Origin of the sequence: Lysobacter sp. KIS68-7 (assembly GCF_021284745.1) — a bacterium.
Classification (GTDB): domain Bacteria; phylum Pseudomonadota; class Gammaproteobacteria; order Xanthomonadales; family Xanthomonadaceae; genus Noviluteimonas.
The window spans coordinates 3,097,518-3,112,564 of record NZ_CP089925.1 but is presented as its reverse complement, the minus strand read 5'-3'; the positions used below and the strand labels follow the sequence as shown (position 1 = coordinate 3,112,564).

The following is a 15,047-nucleotide window of genomic DNA, read 5'->3' as shown; positions in this document are numbered from 1 at the left end:
GAACGCCCGCACGTCAGTCGTACTTGAGGGAGTAGGTGACGGTGGAGAAGAAGTCGCCGGCCACCGGCGCGGCCGCGCCGACGCGGTGGTAGGCGACCTCGTAGTACATCGTGTCGTTGGCGGCGTAGCCGGTGCCGAGCGGCGTCGCGGGCGTGCCGCCCGCCTGCGGGTGCTCGCCGATCGCCAGGCGCGTGCCGTCTTCGTCGAAGAGCGCGAAATGCACCGGGCCGCCGTTGTTCGGCCGCAAGGTGCGGAAGTTCGCGTCGATCGTGGCGCCCGCGTCGAAGTGCGCACGCACGGTGCCGACGACGTCCGTGCAGTTCTGCAGCTTCATCGGGAAGCGCGTGCGCCCCGCGAATTCGCCGACGTTCATCTGCGCGGTGCTCACCGTCGGCAGGACCACGGTGAAGTTGGGGCCGAAGGCTTCGGTGCCGCCGAGGACTTCGCAGGTCGCGTTGGTCAGGCGCCCTTCGAAGCGGATGGTGCCGGTGTTGGCGGATGCGACCGAGGCGAACAGGGCGACGGCCAGGCCGGTGGCGCGCGTAGTGTGGCGGATGCTGGTGGACATGGAGCCTCCTCGTGTTGGGGAGGCTCCACGTTAGGCAGGCGCGCGGCCGCGGTCAGTCGGCATCGCCCGCGTGCGCATGTCGGGATATTCCGATTCCGGAAGCGCTCAGCCCCAGCGGATCTTCATCACGAGGATCGAGGTCGACAGGATGAGCGTCACCACGTTCGCCAGGATCATCGGCCAGGATTGCAGGACGAACCCGTACCACAGCCACATCGCCACGCCGGCGGTGAACACCACGTACATGCGCAGGGAGATCCCGCGCGTGTCCTTCGTCCGCAGCGTCTTGAGCGTCTGCGGCAGGAAGGCGACCGTGGTCAGCGTCGCGGCCACGTAACCGGTCCACTCCATGCTCATTGCGCGGTGACCCCGGGCGCCCCCAGGGGATGGGACCCGGGCATGCGGGAGGCGAGCAGCAGCGGAAGGAGCAGCAGCGTCGGTCGGGCCATGGCACGTGTCCCCCTGGAGGTCCGGCTACCGTAGAGCTCCGCGAGGCCCGCGGCAATGCAGGCGCGGGTGCCCGTCCGATGCGCGGGCTGGTAGGCTGTCCGGCCCTGTTCGCGATGCCTTGACTCCCCCGATGTCTGCCGCTCCGCACGACGCCGCCGCGTACGACCCCCGCGTCCTGGAATCCGCCGCCCAGCGTTACTGGGCCGACACGCGCGCTTTCGAAGTCGACGAAGCCAGCGAAAAGCCGAAGTTCTTCTGCCTGTCGATGCTGCCGTACCCCTCCGGTGCGCTGCACATGGGCCACGTGCGCAACTACACCATCGGCGACGTGATCAGCCGCTTCCAGCGCATGAACGGCCGCAACGTGCTGCAACCGATGGGCTGGGACGCATTCGGCCTGCCGGCCGAGAACGCGGCGATCAAGAACAACACCGCGCCGGCGAAGTGGACCTACGCCAACATCGCCCACATGCGCGAGCAGCTCAAGACGATGGGTTACGCCATCGACTGGTCGCGCGAATTCGCCACCTGCACGCCGGCCTACTACGTGCACGAGCAGCGCATGTTCGTGCGCCTGCTGAAGAAGGGGCTGGCATATCGCAAGAATTCGGTCGTCAACTGGGATCCGGTCGACCACACCGTGCTCGCCAACGAGCAGGTGATCGACGGGCGCGGCTGGCGCTCGGGTGCGATCGTGGAGAAGCGCGAGATCCCGCAGTGGTTCCTGCGCATCACCAACTACGCGCAGGAACTGCTCGACGGCCTCGATGCGCTGCCGGGCTGGCCCGATGCCGTGCGCACGATGCAGCGCAACTGGATCGGCCGCAGCGAAGGCCTGGAGTTCGCCTTCGACGTGGAAGGCAGCGACGAGAAGCTGCACGTGTTCACCACGCGTCCCGACACGCTGATGGGCGTGACCTTCGTGAGCATCGCCGCCGAGCACCCGCTCGCGCAGCGCGCGGCCGCGAGCGATCCCTCGCTGGCGGCCTTCATCGATGAACTGAAGCTGGGCGGCACCACCGAAGCGGAGCTGGAAACCCAGGCCAAGCGCGGCCGCGACACCGGCCTGCGCGCGCTGCACCCGATCACGGGCGAAGCGCTGCCGATCTACGTCGCCAACTTCGTGCTGATGGGCTACGGCACCGGCGCGGTGATGGCCGTGCCCGGCCATGACCAGCGCGACTGGGAATTCGCGAAGCAGTACAGCCTGCCGATCCGCATGGTCATCGTGCCGGTGGAAGTGCGCGATGCGATCGAGGAGATCGGCAAGGACGTATCCACGCACGCCGATCCGATGGACGCGGCGCTGCACGGCGGCGGTTCGCTCGATGTGTACGACACGCGCGCGGCCGTGGAGGTCCTGCAGGACTTCGAGCGCGGGATCCAGGAAGACGCGGCTTACACCGAGCGCGGCATGCTGGTGAATTCCGGCGAGTTCGACGGCATGGACTACGGCCAGGTGTTCGAAGCGCTCGCCACGCGTTTCGAAGCCGAAGGCCATGGCGTGCGCCGCGTGAACTATCGCCTCCGCGATTGGGGCGTGAGCCGCCAGCGTTACTGGGGCTGCCCGATCCCGGTGATCTACTGCCCGAAGTGCGAAGCGGTGCCGGTGCCGGAAGACCAGCTGCCGGTGCTGCTGCCGGAAGACGTCGCCTTCAGCGGCGTGCAGTCGCCGATCAAGGCCGACCCCGAGTGGCGCAAGACCACCTGCCCGAACTGCGGCGGCCCGGCCGAACGCGAGACCGACACCTTCGACACCTTCATGGAGTCGAGCTGGTACTACGCGCGCTACACCTCGCCGGGTGCGGCCGACATGGTCGATGCGCGCGCGGATTACTGGACGCCGGTGGACCAGTACATCGGCGGCATCGAACACGCGATCCTGCACCTGCTGTATTTCCGCTTCTACCACAAGCTCCTGCGCGACGCGGGCCTGGTGCACAGCAACGAGCCGGCCACCAACCTGCTGTGCCAGGGCATGGTGATCGCCGAGACCTACTACCGCGAAACGGAAGACGGCGCGAAGGACTGGATCAACCCGGCCGACGTGGACGTCGAACGCGATGAACGCGGCCGCATCACCGGCGCGCGCCTGTCGGCCGACGGCCAGGCGGTGCACATCGGCGGCATCGAAAAGATGTCCAAGTCGAAGAACAACGGCGTGGATCCGCAGGCGATGGTCGAGCGCTTCGGCGCCGACACGGTGCGCCTGTTCTCGATGTTCGCCGCACCGCCGGAACAGTCGCTGGAATGGAACGAAGCAGGCGTGGAAGGCATGGCGCGCTTCCTGCGCCGCTTCTGGCGCGAAGTCGTCACGCACGCCGCGCAGCCTGACCATCCGGAAGTGGATGCCGCGACGCTCGACGCCGCGCAGAAGACCCTGCGCCGCCAGCTGCACGAAACGATCCAGAAGGTCGGCGACGACTACGGCCGCCGGCACAGCTTCAACACCGCGATCGCGGCGCTGATGGAACTGCTCAACCATGTCGCGAAGTTCACCGACATGTCCGACCAGGGCCGCGCCGTGCGCCACGAAGCGCTGCAGGCGATGGTGCTGCTGCTCAATCCGGTCACGCCGCACGTGAGCCATGCGCTGTGGCAGGTGCTGGGCCACAAGGAAACGCTGGTCGAGGACGTGCCGTTCCCGCAGGCCGACCCCGCCGCGCTGGTGCGCGACGCACTCACGCTGGCCGTGCAAGTCAACGGCAAGCTGCGCGGCACCATCGAGGTGTCGCCGGACGCGCCGCGCGAGGCCATCGAGGCCGCCGCGCTCGCCGAACCGGGCGTCGCGCGCTTCCTCGAGGGCCAGTCGGTGAAGAAGGTCATCGTGGTGCCGGGCAAGATCGTGAACATCGTGGCGGCAGGCGCCTGATCGCCAGGGCGACGCGCTTGCCGCCCGTCGCCCGGTCGTCCAGACTGCCGGCCATGCGAATCGCCCCGAAATCCCTCCGCCTCGCGCTCCTGGCCACGCTCGCGCTGGCCTGCAGCGCGTGCGGCTTCCACCTGCGCAACGCGCTCACGCTACCGACCGAGCTGATGCCGGTCCGCGTCGTCGCGCCGGATCCGTACAGCCCGCTCGCCGAATCGCTGGCCGATGCGATGACGCGCGCCGGTGCCACGCCCGCGTCCGCCGACGCGCTCGTGCCCGCCACCACGCTGCAGATCACCTCCGAGCGCTGGGGCAACCAGCCGATCAGCATCGACCAGAACGGCCGTGCACAGGAGTTCAGCCTGCGCTACGCGGTGCAGTTCACGCTCGTGGATCCGGAAGGCGCGGTGGTCGTGCCGCTGCAGGTGGTCGAGCTCTCGCGCGATTACACCTCGCCGCCCGCCAATTCGATCGGCAAGACCAGCGAGCGCGAACTGCTCGCCAAGGAAATGCAGCGCGAGATGAGCCAGGCGATCCTGCGTCGCGTCGGCGCGGCGCTGCAGGTCACGCGTCCGGCCGAGAACATGCACGGCCGCGGCGCAGGCGCCGCCACACCCTGATGGGCGAACTCGCGCCTGCACGGCTGGCGGCGCAACTGTCGACCGAGCCGCTGCGGCCTGCCTACCTGATCGCGGGACCCGAAGCGCTGATCGTGCTCGAAGCGGCCGACGCGTTGCGCGCCGCCGCGCGCGACGCCGGCATCACCGATCGCGAAGTGTTCGACATCGAAGGCAAGGATCCGGATTGGGATTCGGTGGCCGCCGCCTTCAATGCACCGGGCCTGTTTTCCACGCGGCGCATCGTCGAAGTCCGCATGCCCGGCGGCAAGCCCGGCAAGGACGGCGCGGAGATCCTCACCGCGTTCTGCGCGAACCCGCCGCCGGATGTCGTCCTGCTCGTCACCTGTGCCGAATGGAGCAAGCAGCACGGCGGCAAGTGGAGCGAAGCCATCGCGCGCATCGGCCACGTGGCGATCGCCTGGCAGGTGAAACCGCACGAGCTGCCGAACTGGATCGAACAGCGCCTGCGTTCGCGCGGCCTGCGCGCCGATCGCGACGCCGTGCAGCGCCTGGTCGAGCGCATCGAAGGCAACCTGCTCGCCGCCGCGCAGGAAATCGACAAACTCGTGCTGCTGTCCGATGGCGCTTCCATCGATGCGGCGCGCATGGACTTCCTCGTCTCCGATTCCTCGCGCTATGACGTGTTCCGCCTCGTCGACGCAGCGATGAACGGGGAGGGCGCGCATGTCTCGCGCATGCTGCACGGCCTGCGCTCGGAAGGTGAAGCGGTACCCGCGCTGCTGGGCATGGTGGCAATGGAACTGCAACGCGCCGCGTTGCTGGCCCGCGTGCAGGCGCGCGGCGGCAACATGGCGGCGGAGTTCAAGGCGCAGCGCATCTGGGATTCGAAGCAGGCCGCGTACACGCGTGCCTTGAAACGCCACGACGCTGCGCGCTGGGAACGTTTCGCCGCCGAAGCCGGGCGCGTGGACCGCATCGCGAAGGGACGCCCGCGGCCGGGCCAGGATCCGACCGATGCCTGGATCGCGCTGGAGCGCGTGCTGCTCGCCGTCGCCGATCCACGCGCCCTGCGCTTGCTGGGCTGACGCATGACGCCGCTGATCCTGTGTTACGGCGGCACCTTCGATCCCGTCCATACCGGGCACCTGGCCATCGCACGCGCGGTGCGCGATGCCTTGCACGCCGACGTGCACCTGCTGCCCGCGGCCGATCCGCCGCACAAGGGACCGACGCACGCGGACGCGGAACAGCGCGCGCGCATGCTCGAGCTGGCGGTCGACGGCGAGGCGGGGTTGATCGTCGATCGGCGCGAGCTGCGCCGCGCGGGGCCGTCCTACACGGTCGACACGCTGCGCGAGCTGCGCGCGGAATTCGGCCCGCATGCGCCGCTCGTCTGGATGGTGGGGGGCGATTCGGTCTTCGAGCTCGACACCTGGCACCAGTGGCGGCAGTTGTTCGAGCTGGCCCATGTGCTGGCGATCGCGCGCCCCGGGGCGCCGATCGAAGAAGCGGCGCTGGCGGCCCGGGCGCCGGCCGTCCATGCCGAGCTCGCGCCCCGCTGGTGCCTGCCGGCGCAGCTGCATGCGCTGCCGGCCGGGGGTTTCGCCGAATTCCGCCTGCGCGGCGAGCGGCCGGAGTCGTCGACCGAGCTGCGCCGCCGCATCGCGGCCGGCGAACCCCGCTGGAAGGCGTGGGTCGCACCGGCCGTGGCCCGCTACATCGCCGACCACCGGCTCTATGGTGCCGACGCATTCACGTCGGCGGCCGACGGCGGCCTCGTATAATCCCCGCAACTCAATAGAGCCGCTCGCCCTTGACCACTGCCGCACACGTCATCAAGACCCGCCTTCCCAACCCGCCGCCGCCGGCCGAAGTCCTCCTGCAGCATGTCCGCAACGCAGTCGAGGAACTGAAGGCGAAGGATGTCGTCGAAATCGACGTTCGCGGCAAGACCAGCGTCACCGACCACCTGGTCATTGCGTCGGGCACCTCCACCCGCCACGTCAAGTCGATCGCCGACGAAGTGGTGAAGCACGCCAAGAAGCTGGACTGCATGCCGCTGGGCGTGGAAGGCGAGCGCGAAGCCGAATGGGTGCTCGTCGACCTCGGCGACGTCGTCGTCCACGTCATGCTGCCGCGCGTGCGCGAGTTCTATGCGCTCGAGCGCCTGTGGACGGTGGGCGACCAGCCGCCCGAAGAACACGAGGAACTCGCCGCCGGCCGCGCCGGCGAGTGATGCATTGAAAGCCCGTCTCGTCGCCGTCGGCGAGCGGGCACCCGCCTGGGTGGCGGAGGGCTTCGCCGAATACCGCAAGCGACTGTCGCACTGGTTGCCGTTCGAACTCATCGAGGTCGAACCCGGCGTGCGCGGCAAGGGACGCGATGCGGTGCGCGCCACGTTCGAAGAAGGACAGCGCGTGCTCGCGGCGATTCCGAAGGGCGCGTGGGTCGTCGCACTCGATGGCCGCGGGCGCACCTGGAGTTCCGAACAGCTTGCGCAGCGCATGGAGCAATGGCGCGGCGCGGGGCGCGATCTGTGTTTCCTGATCGGCGGTCCCGAAGGACACGCGCCGGAGGTCACGGCGCGTGCCGACGAAACCTGGTCGCTGGGGCCGCTCACGCTGCCGCACATGCTCGTGCGGCTGGTGGTCGGCGAGCAGCTGTATCGCGCGAACGCACTGCTCGCCAACCACCCCTACCACCGAGCCTGAGACTCAGCGCACGGTGAACTTGATCGGCACCAGGCCGATCGCCTGCACCGCCACGCCATTCTGGATCGCAGGGCGGAACATCCAACGCTTGAGCACGTGCCTCACTGCGGCTTCGTCGAGCGTGCGGTTGCCGCTGCTCTGCTGGATCGTCACCTGGATCGGCTTTCCGTCGACGTCGACCAGCACCTGCAGCAACACCGTGCCTTCGATGCGGCGACGCTGCGCTTCGGGCGGGTAAGGGGGCGGCGTCGCGGTCGCGTATTCCAGGCGCTCCATCCGCAGCGGGCCGGCGGTGGGCGTGATGGACGTGACTTCTTCCCTCGCGGGCGGGGTCGGCGGGACGACGTCCGTGCTCTCTTCGACAAGGATCGGCGGATCCGGCGGTGTCTGCACGACCTGGCGCGTGGTGACGACCGTGTGCGTCGGCGGGCGCGGATCGCGGGGCGGCGCGACGGGAAGCACCGGCGGAATCTTGCGGATGATCGACGTGACCGGGATCACTTCGTCGCGTGCCGGCGCCGGTTCCGGCGCCGCCATCGGCATCAGCAACAGGACGAAGGCCGCCGCGTGCAGCGCGACCACCGCGCTGATGGCGGCGATGCGCGCGGGACTCGGACGTTCGCGGAGCACCCCGAGTTGGGCCTGCGGGAAGGAGCGGAGCGTTGCGTGCACCATGGTGGAGCCTCCTGTCGTTCGACGTGTGCAGGCTCCAACGTGCGACTCCATGCAATGGGGTTGCGATCAGTGTTTTCTTTTCGCGGGGTCGGGCTGCTCTTCCGTATCGCGCGCAATGCCCGGTTCGTCGGGTTGTGCTTTCGGCGCGGGCGCCTTCTGGTGCGCATCGGCCTTGTCGCGCGGATGCGTCTCGGCGTAACCCGGGTTGCGACCCGCCCGCGGGTCGGCCGCGGGCGGGGTGCTGCGATGTTTGTCGGCCATGCGGGGCGCTCCTGGCGTTCGCGTGGCCCCCAGTGTCATCGACCCAGTTCGAACACCACGTCAAGATGCACCGGCAACACCGTCTCGCCCGGCGACACCGAGGTCTCGGCCTTCGCATACGCGTCGGAGGCCATCGCCCGCATCATCGGCATCGGCGGACGCACGCCACCGCCGCCTTCGTCGATGCTCACCACGCGGCGCACGCGCAGGCCCATCGCCTTGGCATACGTTTCGGCGCGGGCCTGCGCCTTGTGCAGCGCAGCGATGCGCGCTTCGTCGTACGCGGCGTCGGGCTTGTCGACTTCGAAGGTCGGTCCGTTGACCTGGTTCGCGCCGTTGGCCACGAGCGCATCGAGCACCTTCCCGAGCTTGCCGATGTCGCGCACCTTCACGTTGACCGTGTTGCTGGCCTGGTAGCCGGTGATCACCGGCGGCTGGTTCTCGGCGTAGCGGTACTGCGGCTGCACCGAGATGCCGGCGGTCTGCACGTCGCGCTCGGCGACGCCGGCGGCGCGGATCGCGGCCATGACCTTCTCCATCTGCGTCGCGTTGTCGCGCATCGCGGCATTGGCGTCGGCGGCCTGGGTCACCACGCCTGCGGAAATCGTGGCGACGTCCGGTACGCGGCGGGATTCGGCGTCGGCGGCGACCGAAAGCAGGGTGCCGTCCGAGGGAATGGCGTAACCCGTCGGCGCAGCGGCCTGGGCATGGGCGTGGGGCATGGCGGCAACTCCGAGAACGAGGGCGAGGGCGAGCTGGGTCAGGCGCAGGGGCATGGGGGGCGATCTCCGTTCGAGTCAGGTCAAAGGTGGTGGCATCCGTTCGTGCAACATGATGCGGCGGGTGAACGGCCGGTGACGCGTCCCGGGGTTGCCATGACGACGCGCACGGGTGTTCGTACAGCCGCGGGTTAGACTCGCTCGATGCTGCATCTCGCCTCGAAATCCCCGCGTCGTTCCGAATTGCTGGCCCGCCTCGGGTTCGCATTCGGCGTGCTCGAACTCGACCTGCCGGAGCATCGCCAGCCCGGCGAGCCGGCCGAGGAATACGTGCGCCGCGTGGCGCGCGAAAAGGCGGGCGCGGGCCTGCTGCAGGTGGTCGCCACGCCGGGCGCCCTCGTGCTCGGCGCGGACACCGAGGTGATCCTGGACGACGAGGTGTTCGGCAAGCCGCGCGACGCCAGCGACGCCGCCGCGATGCTGCGCCGCCTGTCGGGCCGCACGCACCAGGTGATCTCCGCCGTCAGCGTGGTGTCCGCGGCGCGCGAAGCCCAGGTGGTGTCGGTGTCCGACGTCACCGTGGCCCCGCTCGACGAGGCGGCCATCGCCGACTACCTGGCCACCGGCGAATGGGACGGCAAGGCCGGCGCCTACGGGATCCAGGGGCATGCGCAGGCGTTCATCCAACATTTGTCCGGCAGCTTCTCCGGCGTGATGGGATTACCTTTGTTCGAAACGGCGCGATTGCTTCGCGAATTCGGCATCGTGCCCACGCACGCAGGGGAGCGCGCATGACGGAAGAAATCCTGGTTAACGTCACCCCGCGCGAAACGCGCGTGGCCGTCGTCGAGAACGGCATGCTGCAGGAGCTGCACATCGAACGCGGCTGGCGGCGTGGCGTGGTCGGCAACATCTACAAGGGCCGCGTGCAGCGCGTGATGCCGGGGATGCAGGCGGCGTTCGTCGACATCGGCCTGGACCGCGCGGCCTTCCTGCACGCCAACGACATCGTGCGTCCCGCCGCATTGCCGGCCACGGCCGAAGGCGAAGAAGCGCCGCCGCCGCCCGCGCAGACGCGTCCCATCCTCGAGCTCGTGCGCGAAGGCCAGGACATCGTCGTGCAGGTCGTCAAGGATCCGATCGGCAGCAAGGGCGCGCGCCTGACCACGCAGCTCAGCATTCCCTCGCGTTACCTCGTGCTGTTGCCGCAGTCGCGCGTGGTCGGCGTGTCCTCGCGCATCGAAGACGAAACAGAACGCGCGCGCCTGAAGGGCGTGGTCGCCGAATTCGCCGGCGGCGGCGAGGGCTACATCGTGCGCACCAACGCCGAAGGCCAGCCCGCCGAGGCGCTCGCGGAAGACATCGCCTACCTCAGCCGCGTGTGGGCGCTGGTGGAAGAGCAGGCGAAGGGCACGAAGCTCGGCGCGTGCATCTACGAAGACCTCAGCCTGCCTTTGCGCGCCGTGCGCGACCTGATCCGCCGCGACGTGGAGAAGGTGAAGGTGGACTCGCGCGAGACCTGCGACCGCTTGCGCACCTTCGCCGCGCAATACATGCCGGGCCTGGCCGAGAAGATCGAACACTACGCCGGCGCGCGCCCCATCTTCGATCTGTACGGCGTCGAAGACGAAATCCAGCACGCGCTTGAAAAGGAAGTGCCGCTCAAGTCCGGCGGTTACCTGGTGATCGACCAGACCGAGGCGATGACCACGGTGGACGTCAACACCGGCTCCTTCCTCGGCCAGCGCAACCTCGAAGAGACGGTGTACCGCACCAACCTCGAAGCGGCCCAGGCCGTCGCGCGGCAACTGCGCCTGCGCAACCTCGGCGGCATCATCATCATCGACTTCATCGACATGACCGATGCCGAGCACCGCCGCCAGGTGCTGCGCACGCTCGAGAAGTCGCTGGCCAAGGACCACGCCAAGACCACCGTCTACGACTTCTCGCCGCTCGGCCTGGTCGAGATGACGCGCAAGCGCACGGTGGAATCGCTCGAACGCCAGCTGTGCGAGCCCTGCCACGAATGCGGCGGGCGCGGCACGCTCAAGACCGCCGAGACGGTGACCTACGAAATCTTCCGCGAGATCACCCGCGCGGTGCGCCAGTTCGAAGCCGCGCGGCTGCTGGTGATCGCCTCGCCGAAGGTCGTGGCGCGCATCACCGACGAGGAATCGGCGGCCGTCGCCGAACTCGAGGAATTCCTGGGCAAGTCGATCCGCTTCCAGTCCGACGAGCAGTACCTGCAGGAGCAGTTCGATGTCGTGCTGCTCTGACGACGGACTGCGGCGCTGATGCCCACCCCCGTGCGCAGGCGGCTGCGGCACGCACGCCGGTTCGTCGGTTACGGCGCGCTGGTCGTGCTCATCGTGGCCGCGTTGCTGGTCGGCCTCGCGAAGCAGATGTTGCCGCTGGTGGAACAGCATCCGGACAAGATCGCGGCCTGGCTGAGCGAGCGCGCGGGTCGCCCCGTGCATTTCGCGCGCGTGGAAACGCAGTGGACGCGGCGCGGTCCGCTGTTGCGCCTGGACGACCTGCGCATCGGCGATGCCTCGCAGTCGATCCTCATCGGCGACACCGAAATGCTCGTGTCGCTATACGCCGGCCTGTTGCCGGGACGCACCTTCACCGAGCTGCGCCTGCGCGGACTCGACCTCACCGTGCAGCGCGCCAGCGATGGCCAATGGTCGGTGCGCGGCCTGCCGGGACAACAGCAGCCGGGAGCCGATCCGTTCGCGGCGCTGGAACGCCTGGGCGAAGTGCAGATCATCGGCGGGCGCCTGCGCGTGGATGCGCCGTCGCTCGGCATCGACGCCACCGTGCCGCGCATCGACCTGCGCCTGCGCGTGGAAGGCGATCGCGTGCGCAGCGGCATGCGCGCATGGATGCAGGCGAACGGTGCGCCCCTGTCGGCGACCCTGGATTTCGATCGCAAGCGCGGCAACGGCCGCGGTTATGCCGGCGCGAAGGACGCCGAACTCGCCGCGTGGGCCCCGCTGCTGCACGTCATGGGCGTGCAGGTGCAGTCCGGTCATGGGCGCGCGCAGGCGTGGCTGGAATTGCGCGACCACCGCGTCGCCTCGATGACTTTCGACACCGCGCTCGATGCCGTGGTCCTGCGTGGCGCGCCCTTGCGCGATGCGAGCGGCGTGCGCACGCCGCAGACGCAATTCGGCCACGTTGAAATGCGCGCGCGCCTGCGCCAGGAACCGCAGGGCTGGCGCTTCGACGCGCCGCGCCTGCGAATCGAATCCGAAGGCAGCAAGCAGACGCTCGACGGCCTGCTGCTCGCCGGTGGCGAACGTTATGCCTTGCGTGCCGAGCACGTGGATGCCGGCCCGCTGCTCGCCACCGCGGCGCTCAGCGATCGCATGGACGCAGGCCTGCGCCGCTGGATCCTGCTCGCCCGGCCCGCGGCGGTGCTCGAACGCGTCGAACTCGCCGGCCGTCGCAACGGTGCGATGCGCGCCGATGGCACGGTCTCCGGCGTCGGCTTCTCGCCGGTCGGCAACGGGCCCGGCTTGCATCGCCTCGCCGGCACGGTGATGGCGGACGCGGACGGCTTCGTGTTCACACCCGATGCGTCCGTGAAAATGGATTTCGACTGGCCGGCCGGTTTCGCGGTCGTGCATCCGATGACCTTGCGCGGTGCGATCGCCGGCTGGCGCGAAGGCGCGGGTTGGCGCGTGGGCTTCGACGCGCTGAAGATCACCGGTACGGATTTCGGCGTGTTCGCGCGCGGCGGCATGTGGTTCCAGGGCGACGGCACGCGGCCGTGGATTGACGTCGCCGCCGACCTCGACACCTCGCCCGTGCCCGCGGCCAAGGGCTTCCTCGTCAGGCACCTCATGGCCGACGCGACGGAACACTGGCTCGACGCCGCGCTCGTCGGCGGCCACGTCGTGAACGGCCACGCAGTGGTCAGCGGCGATCTCGACAACTGGCCCTTCATCCATAACGACGGCCTGTTCCGCGCCGATGCGGACCTGCAAGGCGCGGTGCTGCAGTTCTCGCCGGAATGGCCCGCGATCGAAAAGCTCGACGGCCATGCGAGCTTCATCGGCAACGGTTTCACCGTCGATGGCCACGGCACGATGGCGGGCGTGGCGGTGTCGAAGGTGCACGCCGCGCTTCCCGATTATTCGCACGCCGAACTCACCGTGCAGGCGGAAGGCGCGAGCGATGCGTCGAAACTCGTCGACCTGCTGCGCCACAGCCCGCTGCGCAAGGACAACGGCGAAACGCTCGCGAACGTCGAAGCCAGCGGCCCTGCCGCGGTCACCTTCGACATGCTGCTGCCGCTGCACGCGGGCGCGGCGAAGGGACACACCAGCGGCACGGTGCAACTACAGGGCGCGCGCCTGCGCGAGAAGCGCTGGAACCTCGCCTTCGACGACGTGAGCGGCAAGGCCGACTACGGTGATGGAGGATTCGCTGCGAACGGACTGGTGGTGCGACACGAAGGCCAGCCCGGCAAGTTGTCGCTGCGCGCCGGCGCGTCCTACGTACAGGATGCGAAGCAGGCCTTCGAAGCCGAACTCGAAGCGTCGATGGGGGCGAAGACGCTGATCGATCGCGCCGGCAACCTCGGTTGGCTGCGGCCCTACCTCGACGGGCGTTCGACGTGGACGGTCGCTGTTGCGTTGCCGAAGGGCGTGGCAGGCGCGAATGCCGTCGCTGCGCCCAGCAAGCTCACGTTGCGCTCGAACCTGGTCGGCACCTCGCTCGATCTGCCGGCTCCGCTGCGCAAACCCGCAAGCGCCGCCTTGCCTTCGACCATCGAAGCCGATTTGCCGATGGGCGAGGGCGAAGTGCGCGTGTCGCTCGGCAACCTCGCGGCCTTGCGCGCGCGTTCGCGCGGCAACCAGACCGGCTTGCGCGTGGTGCTCGGCAGCGCGCGCGTCGACGACGCACCGCCGCCCTCGGGCCTGGTGGCGAGTGGCCGCGCATCGACGCTGGATGTCGTCGACTGGATCGCGCTGGCAACGACCAGCGGCGGCGACAGCAAGGGCGGCGGTGGCCTCCCGCTGCGCAACATCGACGTGCGCGCCGATCGTCTCGCGCTGATCGGCGGCGTGTTCCCGGATGCGCGCGTGCAGGTCACGCCGGGCAAGGGCGGCAGCAATGTCGTCGTCACCGGTCCCGCGCTTGCCGGCACCGCGATCGTGCCGGATGCGAAGGGCGGGGCGATCACCGGCCGTTTCGACCGGGCGTACTGGCGCGCGCCGCCGACGCCGGCGAATGCACCGGCAACGCCCGCCACCGATCCCAATCCCTTCAATCCCGCCGACATTCCGTCGCTGTCCTTCGACATCGACGACCTGCGCCTCAACAACCTCGCGCTGGGTCGCGGCGTCGTGCGCACGCGCCAGACCCCCACCGGCATGCGCTTCGAACGCTTCCAGACCGATTCGCGGCAGCACCGCATCACGCTGCAGGGCGAATGGGACGGCATGGGCACGGGCGCGCATACGCGCACCGCGCTGTCGATCGACAGCGAGGACTTCGGCGCGCTGCTCGATGGCCTGGGGTTCGGCGGCCAGCTCAAGGACGGCAAGGGCAGTGCGCAGTTCGATGCAATGTGGCCGGGCGCGCCGCGCGATGTCGGCACGAAGGGCGTCGAAGGCCTGCTCGCGCTCGACATCAAGGAAGGCGCGCTGCTCGAAGTCGAACCGGGTGCGGGCCGCGTGCTCGGCCTGCTGAGTCTGGCGCAACTGCCGCGCCGCATGCTGCTGGATTTCAGCGACGTCACCCACAAGGGCCTGGCCTTCAACCGCGTCGATGGCCACGTGCGCCTCGCGCAGGGCCAGGCGCGCACCGACGACCTCAGCATCGATGGTCCCGCCGCGCAGATCGAGATCCGGGGTGCCGCGGACCTGCAGGCACAGACCTTCGACCAGACCGTCGAAGTCGTGCCGCGCACGGGCAACCTGCTCACGGTCGCTGGCGCACTGGCGGGCGGGCCGGTGGGCGCCGCGATCGGAGCGGCCGCCAACGCGATGCTCAACAAGCCGATCGGGCAACTCACCGCGCGCACCTATCGCGTGACCGGCCCGTGGAAGGACCCCAAGGTGGAAGTCACCAAGAAGCCGCAGGGCGGAACGTCGGCCAACCAGCCGCGCCGCGCTGCACCCGCCGACGCCCAGCAAGCGCCTTCCGACAACGGATGAGCCGTTGCTTCACGGTTGCGCTCCACGCTTGGCGTCACCATCT

14 protein-coding genes are annotated in these 15,047 nt (G+C 69.3%); 9 read left to right on the top strand and 5 right to left on the bottom strand.

Translation table 11 applies throughout. From position 1 onward, the window contains the following. Nucleotides 1-13 precede the first annotated feature (13 nt). Complete coding sequence (locus tag LVB87_RS14940; RefSeq protein ID WP_232898750.1) at nt 14-568, bottom strand: fimbrial protein; 555 nt, start codon at nt 566-568, stop codon at nt 14-16. Nucleotides 569-673: 105 nt separating this feature from the next. Further along, complete coding sequence (locus tag LVB87_RS14935; protein ID WP_232898749.1) at nt 674-925, bottom strand: SemiSWEET transporter; 252 nt, start codon at nt 923-925, stop codon at nt 674-676. Nucleotides 926-1,148: 223 nt separating this feature from the next. Here LVB87_RS14935 and leuS point away from each other — a divergent pair, with 223 nt between their 5' ends. Genes leuS through rlmH form a run of 6 tightly spaced genes read left to right on the top strand, consistent with a single transcriptional unit; the run spans nt 1,149 to nt 7,179 of the window. Further along, the gene (gene leuS / locus LVB87_RS14930) at nt 1,149-3,890 is read left to right on the top strand and encodes a leucine--tRNA ligase (RefSeq protein ID WP_232898748.1); all 2,742 of its coding nucleotides are present in this window, start codon (nt 1,149-1,151) and stop codon (nt 3,888-3,890) included. A gap of 53 nt (nt 3,891-3,943) precedes the next feature. Continuing rightward, nucleotides 3,944-4,507, top strand: a complete 564-nt coding sequence (gene lptE / locus LVB87_RS14925; RefSeq protein WP_232898747.1) for an LPS assembly lipoprotein LptE — start codon at nt 3,944-3,946, stop codon at nt 4,505-4,507. Continuing rightward, nucleotides 4,507-5,553, top strand: coding sequence for a DNA polymerase III subunit delta (gene holA, locus LVB87_RS14920; protein ID WP_232898746.1), 1,047 nt, complete (start codon nt 4,507-4,509; stop codon nt 5,551-5,553). The genes lptE and holA overlap by 1 nt, the downstream gene beginning before the upstream one ends. A 3-nt stretch (nt 5,554-5,556) precedes the next feature. Then, the gene (gene nadD, locus LVB87_RS14915; protein ID WP_232898745.1) at nt 5,557-6,252 is read left to right on the top strand and encodes a nicotinate-nucleotide adenylyltransferase; all 696 of its coding nucleotides are present in this window, start codon (nt 5,557-5,559) and stop codon (nt 6,250-6,252) included. A gap of 29 nt (nt 6,253-6,281) precedes the next feature. Then, a complete protein-coding gene (gene rsfS, locus LVB87_RS14910) occupies nt 6,282-6,704 on the top strand; it encodes a ribosome silencing factor (protein WP_232898744.1) in 423 nt (140 codons plus the stop codon). 4 nt (nt 6,705-6,708) lie between these two features. Continuing rightward, nucleotides 6,709-7,179: a 23S rRNA (pseudouridine(1915)-N(3))-methyltransferase RlmH gene (gene rlmH / locus LVB87_RS14905; RefSeq protein ID WP_232898743.1), complete on the top strand. Its 471-nt coding sequence runs from the start codon at nt 6,709-6,711 to the stop codon at nt 7,177-7,179. A gap of 3 nt (nt 7,180-7,182) precedes the next feature. On the opposite strand, the gene LVB87_RS14900 is transcribed toward rlmH, so the two are convergent. From LVB87_RS14900 to LVB87_RS14890, 3 genes are all read right to left on the bottom strand, one after another. Next, the gene (locus LVB87_RS14900) at nt 7,183-7,854 is read right to left on the bottom strand and encodes an energy transducer TonB (RefSeq protein WP_232898742.1); all 672 of its coding nucleotides are present in this window, start codon (nt 7,852-7,854) and stop codon (nt 7,183-7,185) included. A gap of 66 nt (nt 7,855-7,920) precedes the next feature. Beyond that, nucleotides 7,921-8,115 (bottom strand): hypothetical protein, encoded by a 195-nt coding sequence (locus LVB87_RS14895; protein ID WP_232898741.1) that lies wholly within the window; start codon nt 8,113-8,115, stop codon nt 7,921-7,923. Between the two features lie 35 nt (nt 8,116-8,150). Further along, the gene (locus LVB87_RS14890; RefSeq protein ID WP_232898740.1) at nt 8,151-8,837 is read right to left on the bottom strand and encodes an SIMPL domain-containing protein; all 687 of its coding nucleotides are present in this window, start codon (nt 8,835-8,837) and stop codon (nt 8,151-8,153) included. Between the two features lie 201 nt (nt 8,838-9,038). On the opposite strand from LVB87_RS14890, the gene LVB87_RS14885 reads away from it, so the two are divergent. Genes LVB87_RS14885 through LVB87_RS14875 form a run of 3 tightly spaced genes read left to right on the top strand, consistent with a single transcriptional unit; the run spans nt 9,039 to nt 15,004 of the window. Continuing rightward, on the top strand, nt 9,039-9,629 hold the full coding sequence (locus tag LVB87_RS14885; protein ID WP_232898739.1) for a Maf family protein: 591 nt from the start codon (nt 9,039-9,041) through the stop codon (nt 9,627-9,629). Beyond that, a complete protein-coding gene (gene rng, locus LVB87_RS14880; protein ID WP_232898738.1) occupies nt 9,626-11,110 on the top strand; it encodes a ribonuclease G in 1,485 nt (494 codons plus the stop codon). Before LVB87_RS14885 ends, rng begins: the two co-directional genes overlap by 4 nt. Nucleotides 11,111-11,128: 18 nt before the next feature. Continuing rightward, complete coding sequence (locus LVB87_RS14875) at nt 11,129-15,004, top strand: YhdP family protein (RefSeq protein ID WP_232898737.1); 3,876 nt, start codon at nt 11,129-11,131, stop codon at nt 15,002-15,004. Nucleotides 15,005-15,047: the final 43 nt, after the last annotated feature.